We start from the raw sequence: 15528 nt of genomic DNA on the forward strand, positions 1-15528 counted from the left end.
CGACTAGGTAATTTGTTAAACTACTCCTTTATTCCGCCGTAAGGCGGTACAACGGAGATTCATTTGTTTAAGAAGTTAATACAGGCGGTTGCAGGCAAGGCCCAGCCTGCAGCAGCTATTCAGTCCCCCGCAGAGCAGCAGAATACGCCCCAATTTGAGGTCCGTCAGCTTTCCCGCACTGACGAGGCAAATCCCTTCATCGTTGATGGCTATGATTGCCTGTCCTTCGTGCGCGCGATGAAAGCCGAGGCAGCGGATCCTGCAGTGGCGAAAAAATTTGCTTCCTTACGTGAGATTATCGGTAGCAGCTATGCCGGCCAGTTGCCGCCGAATGCGGTGGAAGTCAAAAGTTCACTCGAATATCCCGGCGAACAAGTACGCGACGGCATGCTGTACAAGGCCGACAAAATGGAACAGAAATGGGACATTTACCTCTACCAGCAACACCTCTATTTCTGCAGAAGCTGGACCGGCACATTGGTGTATGTCGCCGCCTTTGCGATAGTAAAAGGAAAAATCAAGCTCAACGCCATCTGGGCCGCCAAAGAAGCCCTGTCTGACGACAGCAGCTTTGCCGTCCGCGAAGTGGACTATCTGATCAAGAGCCACGTCATGCAGGCGCGCGTGCCGCATCCCCTCCCACCGGATTTGGCGGCCGATAGCGCGACCATAGGCCAGTACTCGTTCGCGCAATACGGCAACATGTGCTGTTTTGGTACCTACGAAGACACCTTGCCAGCCAACCTAGTCAAACCTGAGCGTATCAAGGCTGCGATGGAACAACTCAAGGCTGGCTCAGCCAAGGCCTCCTGATCGCCGCCGCATAGAACAGCCTGAGCATGTCCACTTTAAAGACCGCGGTTCGCTTTTTCAGCATCACTCTGTATTTTGTGCTGATGGGGCCTGTTTTTGCCCTGTGCATTCTGATTGCGCAGGACGCCATCCTGCGCGCTACGGCAGCAGTTCCCCTTCCCCATCTCAGCGACTATGTTTTTGTGCTGACGATGTACTGGCCCTCCACTTTTACTGCCTGCCTGGTGCCCGGCACGGTGGTCGGTTATGCCTATGCGGTATGCCTGTATGGCCTGAGAAAAGGCCACGCCCTGAATTTTTCTCAGGCATTGTTCATCTCGGGTTTGCTGGGTTTGCTGGCGGGGGCAGCTCTGGGAATGTCATCAGGCATGGCGCTAGGCGATGCTTTTGCCGGCTGCCTGGCCGCAATTGCCTGCGCTGCCATGTTATGGATGCTAGGCATAGGCCGGCCTTCTCCCATCACATCCGGCATATAAGCACATCGACGCCCCATATTAAGCCTCTGCAACAACTGCGTACGCTAAATTCGAAGTTAGACGCTGTCCGTGATATGCTACGCACCTTAATTAACCCCGTTTGCTGTTTTGTCAATGAATACGAAAGAAACCGGTACCGCTCCTAGCCCTGTGCATCTTGCCCGCGCGCTGCTTAAACAATTGCAAAGCGATTTTGTCGCCTTTCGCGATACATTGCCGCTGGCGATAGGGATAGACAAGCAAATCCTGGCAAAACTGCCGGAGCTGGATCGTAAGGTCCTGCGCATCGCTTTGGGCTTACATACCAAATCACCGCGCTACATGCATGTGATGGCCAAGGCGACCAACAGGTTCGATCTGGAAGGCAATGCCGGCGAAGCGGTGACAGACGAGCATCGCAATCACGCGGTCTTGATGCTGAAAGAGCGCGCAAAGAAAGAAGCCGAAGTGCGCAAGGCCAGATTCGCGGAACAAAAAGCGAAAGCCAACGCAGAACGCAAAGCCAAGGAAGAAGAAGATGCCGAGCGCAAGCGCGGAGAGAAACTGCAGCAGCTGGCCGCAAAATTCGCCAAGAAATAAAGTAGCAATATAAAACGATGGATGCCCGGCATAGCAGGCATCCATCAGCAATCAAATTAGAATTTGGGAATCCGGAAGGTCTTGCTGATCATCAGCGACCCGGACACTACAAAGAGTAAAGCCAGCGGATGCAAGCCTATCCCGGCAATCTGCCAGACCCCTCCTAGCATTACCTCGCCTAACTGATCTTTCCACGCAGCAAAAGCCAATATGCCGGTCAGCACGACACTGGTTGGTATCGGCGTACCCTCAAAATAAGCCACCTTGTCCGCGCCTGCAGACAGGCTCTCTGCCGTCACGTTGTATCGCGCCAGGCGGCTCACGCCGCAGCATACAAAATAAATCAGGCATATCCAGTCCCAGCCGCCCTGCATGCCGGCGGCAAAGGCCAGCGATGCCGGTGCCAGACCAAACGAGATTACATCCGCAAGTGAATCAAGCTCCCGCCCCATGGCTGAATGCTGGCGACGCCAGCGGGCGATCCTACCATCCAGCACGTCAAACAAGAATGCCGCTGGCGCCATGATGGCCGCCAGGTAAAAAAGCGATTTTGCATCACCAGCCGGGCGGGACATATATAGCATGGATAAGAATACGGCAGCCACGCCGCATGCGGCATTTCCCAGCGTAAAAAAATCCGCGAGATGAAATCCGCGGATCATAGAAAAATGCCTGGCTTTAGGGTGGCTTGCGTCATTCGCGGACATACTCGCTCCTGTCATTGAAATAAACCAGCATCTTACCTTTACAGGCTGATTCTGAGGCTATTGAACCGGAGTTCCTGCTGGTACGGGAATCACTTCCTTGTACTCCCTCAAGATACCGCCTGCAGCAACGCTACCTGATTTTTCGCCCTCACCAAGTATGCGGCGCTCACATGCGGCTTTGTCGTCGGCGCTCACTTGTTGCTGGCAACGTTGCAAGGCGTTGCGCTGGTAATCACTGCGATCGACTTCGTAGAGCCGCCCATTTTTTGCATCCTGCAGTGCTGCCCCCGCCTCTTTCAGGCAGGTTGCCTTGTCCTGGTTGGATTGCCCGCTCAGGCAGATAGCCCGCTCGCGCTGATAGTTCGCTTGTGCATCAGCCAGCTTGCCGGATACAGGTGCCGCCGCAGCAGCACCTGCCACCAACAACAATATTGCCAATAAAATCACGCCCCACAGTACCGTTGCATGTACTGAATGTGGGGATGAAAACTGTGGTCCGCGCTGCCTGTCTAAGTGTCGCATGATATCTCTCCTTTGCCTTGCTGGTCATAATGGCAAAAGTGTATGCCGCGAATTCGCCGGGCTTTGTTCGGTAGTCAACTTATGAGCATCGAATGGCTGATCTCCATGACAGTTCTATGACAAATAGTGTTTGCCGACAACAGCAAGAGGAAAACGTGATAGCCTATGCCCACATTTCCTTATCGCAATTTTCCTCGTATCGCCGAACTGCACTGTATGAGAAAAAATATAACTCTCCCATCAATGGGACAGCTAAAGAATTTTGCTTTTCTCAAGGAAAACCTGGGCTTCATCCTCGTCTGGCCCTTGCTCTGCGCAGCGCTCGCAGCCTTGCTATGGGGGCAGACTTTATCCACGATCAAAGAAGACAAGCGGCTGCTAAAAGACAGTGCGCTGAAAGATGCCGCCACGCTATCGCGCGCTTATGCGCAATACCTGACCCGCACTACCGAGCAAATTGACCAGATCAGCATGCACGTCAAATATGACTGGGAAAATTCACACGGCCACCTGAGACTGGAAGACCTGCGCCAACGCGGCCTGTTCACCGCATCCCAGTTCGCAGTGGTTTCCATCTTGGGCCGCGATGGCAAGCCCATCACGTCTACCTCGACCAATGGGCGCTGGCAAGACAAAGCGCTTGCTGAACAATTCAACTTCCATAGAAACAATAACTCCAGCGCCCTGAGGGTCGCCATGCCAGAAACCGGCGCCGCTGAAGAGAAAAGACTGGTACATTTCACACGCCGGTTGGAAAGAGAAGAGGATGCCTTTGACGGCATCGTCGTCCTCTCTGTCGAAGCAGCATATTTATCCACCTTTTACGATGAGCAGAGCCTGGGCAAAAATGGTTTGTTGGCTGTCCTCGGCGAAAAAAACAAGATCGGTACCTCGCGCATAGGAGATCAAATCAACGATCCTGGCGGCCAGGCATTTATCAGCGAGCTGGTCCTGGATGCAGACAATGGCTCCCTTCGCGTTGAAGGGAGCAATCATTTTAGCGATAGGCAGTCGCGCTATGTCGGCTGGCAAAACCTGCGTGCCTATCCTCTGATTGCCATCGTCGGCTTGTCCGAGGAAGAACTATTGAGCACGCATCGCAATGACTGGAGCAGCACCAGGCGCTACACGATTGCAGGCAGTGTCTTTCTGCTTCTCTTCGCGCTGGTCGCCAGCATCATGTCGGCCCGCCTTTCGTGGCGCAAGCACCAGGCCCGGGAAGTCAGGGACACCTACAGGCTGGCAACCGAAGGCACGGACGACGGCTTCTATATGATGAACGCGTTGCGCGATTTGCAGGGGCAAATTATCGATTTCCAGTTCATCGATTGCAATGCGCGAGGGGCCGAGTTCTTTGGTCTCAATCGCGAGGAGCTAATAGACGTCAAGCTATCGTCGCTGCAAGGTGAGGCCTACTTCAAGGTGCTGCTTGCCATCTATTCAAAGGCCATGGAAACCGGCTTCTATGAAGACGAATACCAGCTCTCAAAAGAAAGCGGTCTGAACATGGCATGGGCGCGCAGGCGCCTGGTGCGCTCGGGATCCGGCCTAGCCGTCACCATACAAGACATCAGCGTAAAGAAAGAGAATGAGCGCGAGCTGGAGCTATTGGCCAATCATGACGGACTGACCGGCCTGCATAACCGCCACTGGCTGCTGAATTTTTTGCCCGATGCCATTAGCAAAGCGAGCGCCGGACAGCATAAACTCGCCCTGCTGTTCATTGACCTGGATGGCTTTAAAAATGTGAACGATACACAAGGCCATGCAGCCGGCGACAATATGCTGAAATCGGTCGCATCTCGCCTGCAGTCGGTGCTACGGCCTACCGACAATGTGATCCGTTTGGGCGGTGACGAGTTTGTCGTCATCCTGCAACCGGTAGAACGGGACAGCAAGCCCGCCCGGGTTGCAGAAAGAATTGCAGAGGCCTTCCAGCAACCATTCTGGTGGGCGGGAGAAAAACACCAGATTGGCGCATCAATCGGCATCAGCATGTTTCCGCGCGATGGCGAAGACAGTGAGACGCTGCTGAAGAATGCCGATATCGCGATGTATTCCGTCAAGGCCGCCGGCAAAGGCGACTACGACTTCTTCCGACCAGAACTGTATGCAAGGCTGCGGGCACGCTTTGAACTGGAACAGGCACTGATGCAGGCACTGGAGCAAAACCAGTTTGTACTGCACTACCAGCCGCGCGTCGATACGCTGAGCGGTGAAATGGCCAGCATGGAAGCACTGGTGCGCTGGATACATCCCGAACGCGGCCTGGTATCACCCGCTGAATTTATTCCCATAGCGGAAAACACAGGCTTGATCCTGCGCCTGGGCGATATGGTGATGGAAAAGGCCTGCGCGCAGATTGCGGCGTGGAAGGCAATGCAATTGCCTGAGCTGCCGGTCTCCATTAATGTATCGGCCAAGCAATTTCATGCCGGCAAGCTGCATCAAAAGCTCAGCGATTGCCTCCGCAAATACAATGTACGCGCAGACTTGCTGGAAGTCGAAATCACGGAGTCCTCCATGATGGGAGAAGACAATGCCATCATGGAAGAACTGGCAGCCATACGGGCGCTGGGCATCAAGTTGCTGGTAGATGACTTCGGCACCGGTTATTCCTCCTTATCGCAACTGCAGCGGCTGGATATGGATATCCTGAAAATAGACCGGGTATTTACCAATGAACTGGATAAATCTGCAGAGGGAAAAATTTTCTTCAAGGCCATCGTTTCAATGGCCCATGCACTGGATATGACAGTCGTTGCCGAGGGGGTAGAGAGCAATGCGCAACTAGCCCTGCTGAGGGAACTCAACTGCGATGAAATACAGGGATATTTTATCTCTCGCCCTGTTCCCGCAGAGCAAATACCTGCGCTGATGCAAAAATTATTGCTACTACCTGATGATTTAAGCAGTGATGCCACTTTATTAACTGCAGCCTAAAATCGGTCTATCAGCAAAGAAATAGCCGGCAACCGCAAGTACAGTTCCATGTGGCAATAAAATCCCCGATAGGGAAACAGGCTGCCTATCTGCGGGCAAGAATTGATGAATTATATGCATTCGCTTTTGAATGCAATGCCCGATATGATGCACACAACTCCGAAATGGAGCCGCAGTGAAAGAATCACCTCAAGAAAAAATCCCCTTTTTTCAAAGTCATTCTGTCAGGAGTCACCATGTTCGGCATACAGCGAAAGCCCATGCAGGCAGTCACAGGGACGGAATCTCCCGGCTCTGTACAGCGCCATGACCTGGCCACCGAAAAAACCGTAGAAAAAGGCATATCTCTGCAATATTCCGTCGGCACCGTTTGCGCACTGGAATTCCTGCAGGCTGAAGGCGTCAGTCATACCGTAGCGCAACGGGTTTTATCCGAACCTGCCCGACGCCGCAACCGACACTAAGCCCACTACCCTCTTCCACACAAGCCCAGAGGCTTACTGCATGCGGTCCAGCCGCAGACGGTGTCGTTCGTCCGTCACAGCCCGGGCGGCAAGATATACGGCGCCTACCGCCGCCAATCCACCGGCACCGGTAAGCAGGAACATCAGCAATATCTGGTATTTCACTGCCTCAACAGGGTCCATGCCGGCCAATATCTGCCCTGTCATAATGCCCGGCAAGGTAATGATGCCTGCCGCGGACATCTGGTTGATGATAGGAATCAAACCTTTGCGAATCGCATCGCGCATCAGCGGCGCCAGCGCCTGGCTGCGGGTTGCCCCCAGCGCCAGCCGCCCTTCTATCTCGGACCGCCCCTTTACTATGCCGCTAAAGAATACGTCCAGGCCCAGGCTGGCGGAGTTCAGTACGCTGCCCAGCACAATACCCATCAAGGGGATCGCATAACGCGGATCGTACCAGGGCTCAGGCCGGATCGCGGTCAGCAGCGCCAGCAACACCGTTGCCATCCCCGATACTCCAACAACGATCGCCCCTATCCTGAAATTAGCCCAGCCATACAGCCGCTGGGAAGGCCTGCCCGCAACTTCGCGGGCCGCTGCCAAAATCATCAGCATCACAATCGCCAATGTCATCGCAGGCGAACTCAGGCTAAATACAATCCTCAATACAAAGCCCACCAGCAGCAGTTGCACGACCATTCGCACCGCCGCCAGCAACACCTGCTTATGCAGGCGCAAGCCCAAGGCTATGGAAATCGCCACGTCCAGCAATACCAGCAAAGACGCCAGGCAAATATCAAGCGTATCGAGATGGATAGGTTTCATAGCGCGTGCAACTGTCTTTCGCGAATTTCAAAGCGCCGCCCGCTGACACGACCAGCCTGCTCGTCAGAATGCGTAACCCAGATGACGGCGAGCCCTTGCTCCATGCGCTGATGCAGCAGCTTTTCCACCGCCAGGATGGACGCCTGATCCAAGGCTGCAGTCGGCTCATCCAGCAACAACACGCGAGGTTCGCATGCCAGCGAGCGTATCAGCGCCAGCCGCTGCCTTTGTCCGGTTGACAGGCGCGTCACATCCGATTCCAGCAAAGCCGGCTCCAGGCCGAGTTGCTCCATCATACCTAGCACCGCAGGCAAGTCTTCAGCGGAAAAATGCGCTGCTGCACTCGGCTCCCACCAGGCAGGCTCCGCCGCCTGATACACCACCTTGCGCCGCCATTCCGGCGCCGGCATCGCGTCACGGGCGGTATCCTCCAGATACACTTGGCCGGCATGCGGATCCAGGTCAGCGATCATGCGTAGCAATACACTCTTGCCGGAGCCCGATGCACCCATAATGGATGTGCATTCACCGGCAGCGAGTTCCAGCGAAAACGGGCCGCGGTGGCTGGACTGCAGCGCCAATAGGCGCAGCAATGGCTGGCTCTGCACAGCGTGCGAAGTATCTTTGTCAGGCGGCATGGATGCTGGTCCCTATAAACTTGATGTCCATACATGATTGTAAAGGGAAACCAAGGATGCCATGCCCAAGTCACCCTCCATTACCGCATGGGCAAAAAAAAAGCCCGCAGGTGTTCAGGCTGCGGGCTAAATCCAATTCCTTAGGGAGTAATTGGGAGAGTGTCGCCATTATGCGCATCAACTATGACGCGCTTATGACACAGTTTTAAATTTTTTAATTTACATTCTTCTCGCGATAAACCAGGCTGATCTCGCCAAATAAGAATTAAAAATAATCATAACGATTTGATACACCTATCCGGCATTTGCAATGTTATATTTCTGCCGGATCAAATTTTTACTTATTCAACAACGGGAGATCACGTGTCCATTTCTTGCCCCGGCGGCCTGGATATAGGCTTTGCTTCACTGGATTATCTACAAATTGCCATTCTCGGCGTCGTGCAAGGGATCACCGAGTTGCTGCCCATTTCTTCCACCGCGCATATGCGTATCATCCCTGCCATATTAGGCTGGAACGATCCGGGCTCCGCGTTTTCGGCAGCAATGCAACTGGCAGCGCTGGCCGCCGTCGTCAGCTATTTCTGGCGCGATGTACGTGGCGTGATCGTCGGCAGCAGCACAGCCATTCGCACCCGTGATTTTGACCACCACTCTTTCCGGCTGGCAGTCGCGATCATACTGGCGACCATCCCTATCGGCATCGCCGGGCTGGCCTTGTCATCTGTACTGAATGCCTGCAATTCGCCTTTGCGCAGCCTGACCGTCATCGGCATCTCGTCGCTGGCAATGGCAGTATTGCTGGCAATCGCGGAATTCAGTTGCCGCCACCTGCGCAGCATGCAGGAGATGCGTTTGCGCGATGCGCTGATCGTCGGCATTGCCCAGGTCGGAGCACTGATACCTGGCGTATCCCGCTCCGGCTCGACCTTGACGGCCGCCCTGTTCCTGAACATGAAGCGAGATGAAGCCGCGCGTTTTTCTTTCTTGCTGGGTTTGCCGGCCATTGCGCTGGCGGGCCTGAAAGAACTGTGGGTTCTGTATCACGCGCATATTCCACTGGAGGCCTGGAAACTGCTGGGTTTTGGACTGGTTATCGCAAGTATCTCGGCATTCTGCGCGATCTGGGGTCTGATGCGCTTCCTGGAAAAATTCTCGACCTGGCCTTTCGTGATCTACCGCGCAGCAATGGGCATATTCCTGATCGGCGCCGTGTATATGGGCTTTCTACACTAAGAGACACTGGCTGACAGGGGTGGCGGGGGTGGCAGCAGAGCGCCACCCCGCCTTAGTTGTTGATCAGCCTCAGTACCCGCAATTGCCGACGCAAAGCTTCGCTCGGCGTTTTCAATGTGGATGCACAACGGTCCAGGTCTCCGGCATGATCCTGCAGCGCCTGCCTTATTTCATCTTGTGGAATAGCCTCGGCCCACCGTATCTGTGGATGGTTTTCCAACAGCTTATACATGGTCGGGCGCGAAATCCCCAGTTGCTGGGCGGCGTTGCTGATGCGCCAGGCATTGCTCTCCATCGCGGAAAGAATATCTTCGTGCGTCAATTCAGACAGCCTGGGTTTGCGTACCGCCTCTTCAGCGGGAATCAGTGAAGCAAGGTCGGCCACCGGCTCATTGCTGGCAGGGCTAATCGCCTTTGCCGTAGCAGCATGCACAGGCTCGGCACTACCTTCCCGGCTCATGCTTCGCTGCGCGCTACTAGCAGTGCGATGGGCTGAACTGACCTTATGGCTACGCACAAAATCCGCCAGCACCGGCACGTCGCCGGCACTCGCCACCATCACCGCGCGGCGCAGTACCTGCGCCAATTGGCGTATATTACCGGGCCAGTCGTCGTTGCACATCTCACTGATGAAAGGCATGGGCAATTCCACCTGAACGCCCGTCTGCGCGGTCCATTGTCTTAGGAAGTGTGCAATCAGCAGGCCGATATCCTCACGTCTCTCACGCAGGGCGGGCACATGGATGACGAAGGCTTCCAATCGGCGCAGCAAGGCCTGGTTAAAAGCACGCGCGTCGAGATCCTGATCAGTCGCAGCAATCAGCCGGGCGCTGGAGCGCTGGTCTGCACGCGCGCCCAATGGCCGGTAGTCACCAGTCTCCAGCACGCGCAGCAGCATGGGCTGCACGGTCACCGGGGTGTCGCCAATCTCATCCAGGAATAGCGTGCCGCCGTCCGCCTCCGCAAACAAGCCGGCACGCGAATTCTGTGCCCCGGTATAAGCTCCTTTGACTGCGCCAAACAGATCGGCTGCCGCCAGCGATTCATTCAGCGCCGCCATATTCACCGCAACCATGGGGCCGTCCTTGCATTTGCTGGAGGCATGCACGGCACGCGCAGCCACTTCCTTGCCGGTACCGGTCTCGCCCAGCAACAGCACCGTCAAATCAGTCTGGGCCACCTGCCGTATCTGATCGCGCATGGTGATCGCCGCGCTGCTGACGCCCAGCAAACCGTCCATGCCGTTGGCTTTGGGTGCATTGCGCATCCAGTGTATGCACACCAGCACGACCCCGCCCAGCGCCAGGACAACGCCTTTGTCCACTTCTTCGCGCGACAAGCTCAATGAGGAAACCAGAGGGCTGCCATTAACCTCCACCTCCATCAGGCTCTCTGCAGCAATGATTTCTACCGTATCCAGCGCATTGCGCCTGATTGTGAGCGGCGCGCGTGCAATGCAGCGATGCCCTAGAGCCACGCCCCCTTTGCCCGGCTGATGAAAAAAGGGAAAGGAGCGGCTCAATTCAACAACACCCTCGCCTGCCGGCCCCATGAATTGCTCACCGACCCTGTCCATCTCTGGATGCCACAGGATAGTCAGGCCCAGCATGGGGCCGCTATTGCGCTGCAATGCAGGCAAACGCGAGGTCAAGGTGTATTCGGTATTGTCGCTCACAAACTGCTCACTGAGATGGAATCGAAGGCATAGCAGATTATCGTCTACTGATGCTTGCACTTCAAGCAATGTTCCCCTTTTACACCGGCAGCGAACGCCATTGACATGTAAAAGCGGCTTTTTTTACACAAACATGCCCACCTAAAGCCAATCCCGGGTGCTTTTTTACAGCAATCCCGGCTTTTTTAGCTGGCATGCAATTTGACTATACAAGCACAGCGACCGGATTGCTCCGGCCTACCTGAACCAGCTCAATAGCCAAGGACGCCATCATGACCGGCTTGTTTTTCGTCTCATACATACTCGGAGATCCGGCTGCCATCGGCCCGATGCTGCAACTGAACCTGTCCGTCGACAGCCATAACCACAGTATACGCGGCCATTGCCTGGTCATGCAGCAAGGAACCCAATCCGGCCTGCCTGTTACCGGCAGTTTTGAAGCGATCAGCATTCCCAATGCCACAGGCAAGCTGGTGGCGGTAGAACTAGAGGCCGACCTGCCTGCGGCCGACGCGCTCAAAACTGAATTCAATTTGCATATGCTCGTCACTGCGGACTGGAAAGACGGCAATGCCAGTTTTCGCTTTCAGCATCATGTAATACCCGACGTGCCTGTGCTGCTGGAACCAACCAGGCAACTCAAGCAGGCAGCTCTGGGGCAACTGCAGGAATATCTGCGCTGCACCTATGGGCGCGCATTCGGCGCCTACCTGCCCGCCGCTTTCGACCTGAATTTCGTCGAGTGATGGGCGCTGCCATGACACGTCAGGCGCCAGCCAGCTTCCAGGCATCCTACCTGCTCGAAAGCAGCAGCGAATTCGGCTCCAGCCTGAAACTGGAACTCTGCGTGGACACCATGCTGAAAAGAATCCGCGGGATTTGCCATGTACAGCGGGGCCCGGTCCAGTTCGACCTGGAACTGGACGGCGGATATAGCGAACTAGCAAGGCAATGTGGCCGGGATGGTGAGGGTGGCGAGCAGGCGCTGCAGGTCAACCTCGTCGGCAATCCCAGGACCATTCCATTGCGCGACTCCGCGCTGTTGCTCAAAATGAGGCTTACACCGGATTGGAAAGCAGGCAGGGCCGACTATCATCTTTTTTCCAGAAAAATCGACGATGCACTGGTAAGACAGGATGACAAATGGCTGGGGAGATGAAGGTAAGAACATGCGCGGGCAAAGCCGCAAAAACCAGGCGATGATAATCAGAGAAGATAATCAGGCGATGATGTTCAGGCTTTCTATGATTCCCTGATTATACGAATTGCCGATCAGAATAGACGACAGATTGGGGTTGTAGCGCAGCAAGCTGCCCAAGTCGGTTACGCGAGAAAAAGGCAGGCTTTCCAGTACGCCCGTCGCATTATAGACACCCGCTCCAATAGATTTGGCCGACAGCGTGGCAACAATCTCCTTGTCCACGGCATCCTGCAAGACAGAATCTGAATTACTCCCGTTGGCTTGCAGCCATGCATAAGGATCGCTCGCCAAATTCGTATCCACAGACAGGTTGCCGCTGAGCAAGCCCGTAGGCGCATAAGTCAAAGCAGCGCTACCACTCCCTCCGGACAGTGCTGCAATCACGCTGGAGTCCTCAGTCAGCACAACATTGGCTTCTTGCTGGGCAACCGCCGCGCTACTTCCGGCGTCGACAGCCGTAGTAGAGGGATAGGCGGACACCCCACTGCTGTCAGGATAGCTGGATCCAATACCGGAAATAGGCATGATAATAAATCGCTAGATAAACACTGGGTACTGCGCAAGTCTCAAAGCGGCGCTATGAATACGTCCATCCAATAGTACCTATTTGTACTATAGATGCTTCCGAACGAAATTCCAGATATCTAAAATGTAATAAAGCGTAAAATTTTGCTGGCGAAATTATTTTAAGCAACATGGAATAAACCGGTGCCCGGTTCTGTTTACGTTCATGCAAGTCCATCAATCACCTTACCGGAGCCACCATGAAAAAAATTTCCCTGCTTGTCGCCCTGCTTTCATCCTGCCTGGCCACCAGTGCTGCTTTTGCGCAAGAAGCTCCCGTTAAAAAAACCGGGGATATTCTCGTCAGCGATTCCGGCATGACTTTATACACTTTCGACAAGGATGCGGCCGGTAGCGGGAAGAGCGCATGCAATGGTCCCTGCGCTGGCCTGTGGCCGCCCCTGATGGCATCTGCAGGCGCCAAGGACAACGGCGACTACAGCGTAATTACGCGTGATGACGGCGGCAAGCAATGGGCCTTCAAAGGCAAGCCTTTATACATGTACACTCCTGACAAGAAGGCCGGAGACCGCGCCGGTGACAATTTCAAGGACATCTGGCACGTGGTGAAAAACTAAGCATGATTCAAGGCCAGGCCGTCTGAATGGAAAACTTGCCGGAACAAGATCATCTGTTGATTGCGTGCATCCCGCGCCTGCGCCGTTATGCGCGGGCGCTGGTCAGCGACCATGCGCAAGCGGACGACCTGGTGCAGGATACGCTGGAGCGTGCATGGAACAAGCTGGCGCTGTGGCGCAACGGCAGCGACATGCGCGCATGGTTGTTCGGCATCATGCACAACCTGCATGTGAACCAGGTACGCAAACCGGCCCTGGCCACCGTTGCCATGGATGAGGACGCATTCGCGCAAGCAGTGCGTGCCAGCCAGAGCGACCAGCTGGAAGTGCGCGACCTGCACGGCGCCCTCCAGTTACTGCCAGGCGATCAGCGCGCAGTATTGCTGCTGGTGGCGCTGGAGCAAATGTCGTATGAGGAAGTGGCAAACACACTGGACATCCCTATCGGCACCGTCATGTCGCGCCTGGCGCGTGGCAGGGAAAAATTAAGAGTACTGATGCAGGGTCGCGCCGCGGCCCCGGCATCTGCCGTAGCGCTGAAAGTCGTCAAATGAAGCCTGAACCGATTACCGAAGCTGAACTGCATGCCTACGTTGATGGCTTGTTACCCGCAGCCAAACGGCAGCAGGTCGAGGCATGGCTGCAAGCCACGCCTGAGGATGCAGAGCTGGTAAGGATTTATCGCGAACAAAATGCCGCGCTGCGCGAGCTGTTTGATCCTGTGCTGGAAGAAGCTGTTCCTGCTTCGCTGCAACAGCCGGAGCATGGCGCATCGCACAACCCTGGAGCCAGGCAGTTTTCTCCATGGTCCCTGCAGCGCATTGCCGCCAGCGTCTTGCTGGCATTTGCCGGCGGCATTGCTGGATGGACGCTGCATGGCTGGCAATCCACGCCAGCGGCAGATGCGCTGGCAGTCACAGCCCATCCAATGCAATTACTCAGCGCCCTGCCGCAGCAGGCAGCCATTGCGCATATTGTATTCAGCCCCGAAGTCAGGCATCCGGTAGAGGTGGGTGTAGACCAGGAGGCGCATCTGGTGGCATGGCTGTCAAAACGGCTGGGAACCAGCCTGCACCCACCCAAGCTGGGGGCATTGGGCTATGAATTAATCGGCGGCAGGCTCTTGCCGGGCAATAATGGCCCGGTAGCGCAGTTCATGTATAACGACGCATCCGGCCAGCGGCTTACTTTGTATGTAGCGACCGAAAATAGCGAAAACCACGACACCGGTTTCCGCTTCGCGCAGGAAGGCCAGGTCAATGTCTTTTACTGGATAGACGGAAAGTTCGGCTATGCCATGTCGGGCAGCATAGCCAAGCCAGAGCTATCTCGCATCGCAGGCAGCGTCTACGATCAGTTGCAGGCCAAATAGGCAAATAGCAAATAGCCACACATCCAGCACTGGATGACGCGTCAGACCGAGCCTGCAGTTGCTTCAACTGTGCTGCAATTCCGTCCACACCGCTTCGACGATCAGCATGGCTGCGCGATCGGCGTCAGCTTGCTGGCCGCAGGCTGCGGTAAGCAAGGCATCATTGCCGCTCTCCAGCCCATAGTAGCGGCGTATGCCGTGCGCCCAGCCATGATGAAAGATCATCAGGTCTTCCCTCTTGGTGGCCTTCACCATTGCCTTGTCTTGCGCCGACATGCGCGACAACAGGCTGTCGACGGTGTCTTCCATGCTTGCAGGCCAACGGCTCTGCGGCAGCACATCGGGCCGTCGGGAAAGCACATCGGGAGTAAACGGAACCAGTAGCGCCGTCATTGTTTCGGCGATCGTTTTTATTGTATGCATGTAGCCTCCCCAGAAGTCGGACCACAGAAAGCGGCCTTGCACCGCTTTCTCAAGTTTATGCGAGGATTTCCAGGCCTCGCTCATCGTGCAATATAGCTCCCAAACGGGATGCCAGTTCCCTGGCTTTCAGCAGCACCTGCTGATCGTAACGCGCCGCGATTTTTCCATGCACGTATTCAAACACATACAAGCTGCCCTGAACCGGGTGCATGTAAAAAGCACAGCCATTGCTTGCCACCTGTTCCGCTTCGCCCGTCGCCGGATTCACCGCGGACAACTCGCTCACCACGCGCAGCGAAGGATCGGTGCTACAGGCGGATAACCATTCTTCAAGGCAGATGTGATTGTCGTTTGTGTCGTGCTGCTTTCTTGCAATATAAATCTCACCCGCCATCTTGTCTTCCATGCCTTGATGCTACTCCGAACATTCCTGATTATCCAGGCCCGTTGTTCTGCAAAAGAGAGGCTTCCCCCCGCTTAACTGAAAAAACTCAAAACCCGCGCCGGCATTA

The 15528-nt window shown here is 55.3% G+C and carries 19 protein-coding genes; 11 read left to right on the top strand and 8 right to left on the bottom strand.

Annotated elements, in window-relative coordinates; translation table 11 throughout:
- Window positions 1-63 precede the first annotated feature (63 nt).
- The 3 genes from IEW12_RS02580 (at window position 64) to IEW12_RS02590 (ending at window position 1868) form a co-directional block, all read left to right on the top strand.
- A complete protein-coding gene (locus IEW12_RS02580) occupies window positions 64-813 on the top strand; it encodes a hypothetical protein (RefSeq protein WP_188564415.1) in 750 nt (249 codons plus the stop codon).
- 26 nt (window positions 814-839) lie between these two features.
- Complete coding sequence (locus IEW12_RS02585; protein ID WP_188564416.1) at window positions 840-1289, top strand: hypothetical protein; 450 nt, start codon at window positions 840-842, stop codon at window positions 1287-1289.
- A gap of 114 nt (window positions 1290-1403) precedes the next feature.
- Window positions 1404-1868 carry a ProQ/FINO family protein gene (locus IEW12_RS02590; RefSeq protein WP_188564417.1) on the top strand — a complete coding sequence of 155 codons (465 nt, stop codon included), beginning with the start codon at window positions 1404-1406 and terminating at the stop codon, window positions 1866-1868.
- A gap of 56 nt (window positions 1869-1924) precedes the next feature.
- On the opposite strand, the gene IEW12_RS02595 is transcribed toward IEW12_RS02590, so the two are convergent.
- Window positions 1925-2575: a CDP-alcohol phosphatidyltransferase family protein gene (locus IEW12_RS02595; RefSeq protein WP_229750874.1), complete on the bottom strand. Its 651-nt coding sequence runs from the start codon at window positions 2573-2575 to the stop codon at window positions 1925-1927.
- Between the two features lie 57 nt (window positions 2576-2632).
- On the bottom strand, window positions 2633-3097 hold the full coding sequence (locus IEW12_RS02600) for a hypothetical protein (protein WP_188564418.1): 465 nt from the start codon (window positions 3095-3097) through the stop codon (window positions 2633-2635).
- A gap of 216 nt (window positions 3098-3313) precedes the next feature.
- On the opposite strand from IEW12_RS02600, the gene IEW12_RS02605 reads away from it, so the two are divergent.
- Both IEW12_RS02605 and IEW12_RS02610 read left to right on the top strand, forming a co-directional pair.
- A complete protein-coding gene (locus tag IEW12_RS02605) occupies window positions 3314-6040 on the top strand; it encodes a bifunctional diguanylate cyclase/phosphodiesterase (RefSeq protein WP_229750875.1) in 2727 nt (908 codons plus the stop codon).
- Between the two features lie 236 nt (window positions 6041-6276).
- Window positions 6277-6504, top strand: coding sequence for a hypothetical protein (locus IEW12_RS02610; RefSeq protein ID WP_188564419.1), 228 nt, complete (start codon window positions 6277-6279; stop codon window positions 6502-6504).
- Between the two features lie 33 nt (window positions 6505-6537).
- Here the strand turns inward: IEW12_RS02610 and IEW12_RS02615 are convergent, their stop codons facing one another.
- Together IEW12_RS02615 and IEW12_RS02620 are read right to left on the bottom strand one after the other, a co-directional pair.
- Window positions 6538-7329 carry an ABC transporter permease gene (locus tag IEW12_RS02615; RefSeq protein ID WP_188564420.1) on the bottom strand — a complete coding sequence of 264 codons (792 nt, stop codon included), beginning with the start codon at window positions 7327-7329 and terminating at the stop codon, window positions 6538-6540.
- Window positions 7326-7967: an ABC transporter ATP-binding protein gene (locus IEW12_RS02620; RefSeq protein ID WP_188564421.1), complete on the bottom strand. Its 642-nt coding sequence runs from the start codon at window positions 7965-7967 to the stop codon at window positions 7326-7328. The genes IEW12_RS02615 and IEW12_RS02620 overlap by 4 nt, the downstream gene beginning before the upstream one ends.
- Window positions 7968-8330: 363 nt before the next feature.
- Here IEW12_RS02620 and IEW12_RS02625 point away from each other — a divergent pair, with 363 nt between their 5' ends.
- Entirely contained in the window at window positions 8331-9203 is an 873-nt protein-coding gene (locus IEW12_RS02625; protein WP_188564422.1) for an undecaprenyl-diphosphate phosphatase, read from the top strand.
- A 52-nt stretch (window positions 9204-9255) separates the two neighbouring features.
- On the opposite strand, the gene IEW12_RS02630 is transcribed toward IEW12_RS02625, so the two are convergent.
- The gene (locus tag IEW12_RS02630; RefSeq protein ID WP_188564423.1) at window positions 9256-10878 is read right to left on the bottom strand and encodes a sigma 54-interacting transcriptional regulator; all 1623 of its coding nucleotides are present in this window, start codon (window positions 10876-10878) and stop codon (window positions 9256-9258) included.
- A 272-nt stretch (window positions 10879-11150) separates the two neighbouring features.
- Between IEW12_RS02630 and IEW12_RS02635 the strand changes: the two genes are divergently transcribed.
- Both IEW12_RS02635 and IEW12_RS02640 read left to right on the top strand, forming a co-directional pair.
- The gene (locus tag IEW12_RS02635) at window positions 11151-11624 is read left to right on the top strand and encodes a DUF1842 domain-containing protein (RefSeq protein ID WP_188564424.1); all 474 of its coding nucleotides are present in this window, start codon (window positions 11151-11153) and stop codon (window positions 11622-11624) included.
- 11 nt (window positions 11625-11635) lie between these two features.
- Complete coding sequence (locus IEW12_RS02640) at window positions 11636-12037, top strand: DUF1842 domain-containing protein (RefSeq protein WP_188564425.1); 402 nt, start codon at window positions 11636-11638, stop codon at window positions 12035-12037.
- A gap of 60 nt (window positions 12038-12097) precedes the next feature.
- Here IEW12_RS02640 and IEW12_RS02645 read toward each other — a convergent pair whose 3' ends face one another.
- A complete protein-coding gene (locus tag IEW12_RS02645; protein WP_188564426.1) occupies window positions 12098-12604 on the bottom strand; it encodes a hypothetical protein in 507 nt (168 codons plus the stop codon).
- 239 nt (window positions 12605-12843) lie between these two features.
- Between IEW12_RS02645 and IEW12_RS02650 the strand changes: the two genes are divergently transcribed.
- Genes IEW12_RS02650 through IEW12_RS02660 form a run of 3 tightly spaced genes read left to right on the top strand, consistent with a single transcriptional unit; the run spans window position 12844 to window position 14593 of the window.
- Window positions 12844-13221: a COG4315 family predicted lipoprotein gene (locus IEW12_RS02650; RefSeq protein ID WP_188564427.1), complete on the top strand. Its 378-nt coding sequence runs from the start codon at window positions 12844-12846 to the stop codon at window positions 13219-13221.
- 35 nt (window positions 13222-13256) lie between these two features.
- Window positions 13257-13775 (top strand): RNA polymerase sigma factor, encoded by a 519-nt coding sequence (locus tag IEW12_RS02655; RefSeq protein ID WP_371874510.1) that lies wholly within the window; start codon window positions 13257-13259, stop codon window positions 13773-13775.
- Window positions 13772-14593, top strand: a complete 822-nt coding sequence (locus IEW12_RS02660) for an anti-sigma factor family protein (RefSeq protein WP_188564429.1) — start codon at window positions 13772-13774, stop codon at window positions 14591-14593. The genes IEW12_RS02655 and IEW12_RS02660 overlap by 4 nt, the downstream gene beginning before the upstream one ends.
- A gap of 63 nt (window positions 14594-14656) precedes the next feature.
- Here IEW12_RS02660 and IEW12_RS02665 read toward each other — a convergent pair whose 3' ends face one another.
- Window positions 14657-15016 (bottom strand): DUF6794 domain-containing protein, encoded by a 360-nt coding sequence (locus tag IEW12_RS02665; RefSeq protein WP_188564430.1) that lies wholly within the window; start codon window positions 15014-15016, stop codon window positions 14657-14659.
- A gap of 55 nt (window positions 15017-15071) precedes the next feature.
- Window positions 15072-15422: a hypothetical protein gene (locus IEW12_RS02670; protein WP_188564431.1), complete on the bottom strand. Its 351-nt coding sequence runs from the start codon at window positions 15420-15422 to the stop codon at window positions 15072-15074.
- Window positions 15423-15528: the final 106 nt, after the last annotated feature.

It is taken from the genome of Parundibacterium terreum, assembly GCF_014636315.1.
GTDB classification, from domain to species: domain Bacteria; phylum Pseudomonadota; class Gammaproteobacteria; order Burkholderiales; family Burkholderiaceae_D; genus Undibacterium; species Undibacterium terreum.

Bases quoted from the DNA above. Each gene is read 5' to 3' on its own strand.
- IEW12_RS02585 (WP_188564416.1), top strand. From the start codon at position 840: ATGTCCACTTTAAAGACCGCGGTTCGCTTTTTCAGCATCACTCTGTAT.
- IEW12_RS02645 (WP_188564426.1), bottom strand. From the start codon at position 12,604: ATGCCTATTTCCGGTATTGGATCCAGCTATCCTGACAGCAGTGGGGTG.
- IEW12_RS02640 (WP_188564425.1), top strand. From the start codon at position 11,636: ATGACACGTCAGGCGCCAGCCAGCTTCCAGGCATCCTACCTGCTCGAA.
- IEW12_RS02670 (WP_188564431.1), bottom strand. From the start codon at position 15,422: ATGGAAGACAAGATGGCGGGTGAGATTTATATTGCAAGAAAGCAGCAC.
- IEW12_RS02660 (WP_188564429.1), top strand. From the start codon at position 13,772: ATGAAGCCTGAACCGATTACCGAAGCTGAACTGCATGCCTACGTTGAT.
- IEW12_RS02595 (WP_229750874.1), bottom strand. From the start codon at position 2,575: ATGTCCGCGAATGACGCAAGCCACCCTAAAGCCAGGCATTTTTCTATG.
- IEW12_RS02665 (WP_188564430.1), bottom strand. From the start codon at position 15,016: ATGCATACAATAAAAACGATCGCCGAAACAATGACGGCGCTACTGGTT.
- IEW12_RS02635 (WP_188564424.1), top strand. From the start codon at position 11,151: ATGACCGGCTTGTTTTTCGTCTCATACATACTCGGAGATCCGGCTGCC.
- IEW12_RS02615 (WP_188564420.1), bottom strand. From the start codon at position 7,329: ATGAAACCTATCCATCTCGATACGCTTGATATTTGCCTGGCGTCTTTG.
- IEW12_RS02620 (WP_188564421.1), bottom strand. From the start codon at position 7,967: ATGCCGCCTGACAAAGATACTTCGCACGCTGTGCAGAGCCAGCCATTG.
- IEW12_RS02605 (WP_229750875.1), top strand. From the start codon at position 3,314: ATGAGAAAAAATATAACTCTCCCATCAATGGGACAGCTAAAGAATTTT.
- IEW12_RS02610 (WP_188564419.1), top strand. From the start codon at position 6,277: ATGTTCGGCATACAGCGAAAGCCCATGCAGGCAGTCACAGGGACGGAA.
- IEW12_RS02600 (WP_188564418.1), bottom strand. From the start codon at position 3,097: ATGCGACACTTAGACAGGCAGCGCGGACCACAGTTTTCATCCCCACAT.
- IEW12_RS02590 (WP_188564417.1), top strand. From the start codon at position 1,404: ATGAATACGAAAGAAACCGGTACCGCTCCTAGCCCTGTGCATCTTGCC.
- IEW12_RS02650 (WP_188564427.1), top strand. From the start codon at position 12,844: ATGAAAAAAATTTCCCTGCTTGTCGCCCTGCTTTCATCCTGCCTGGCC.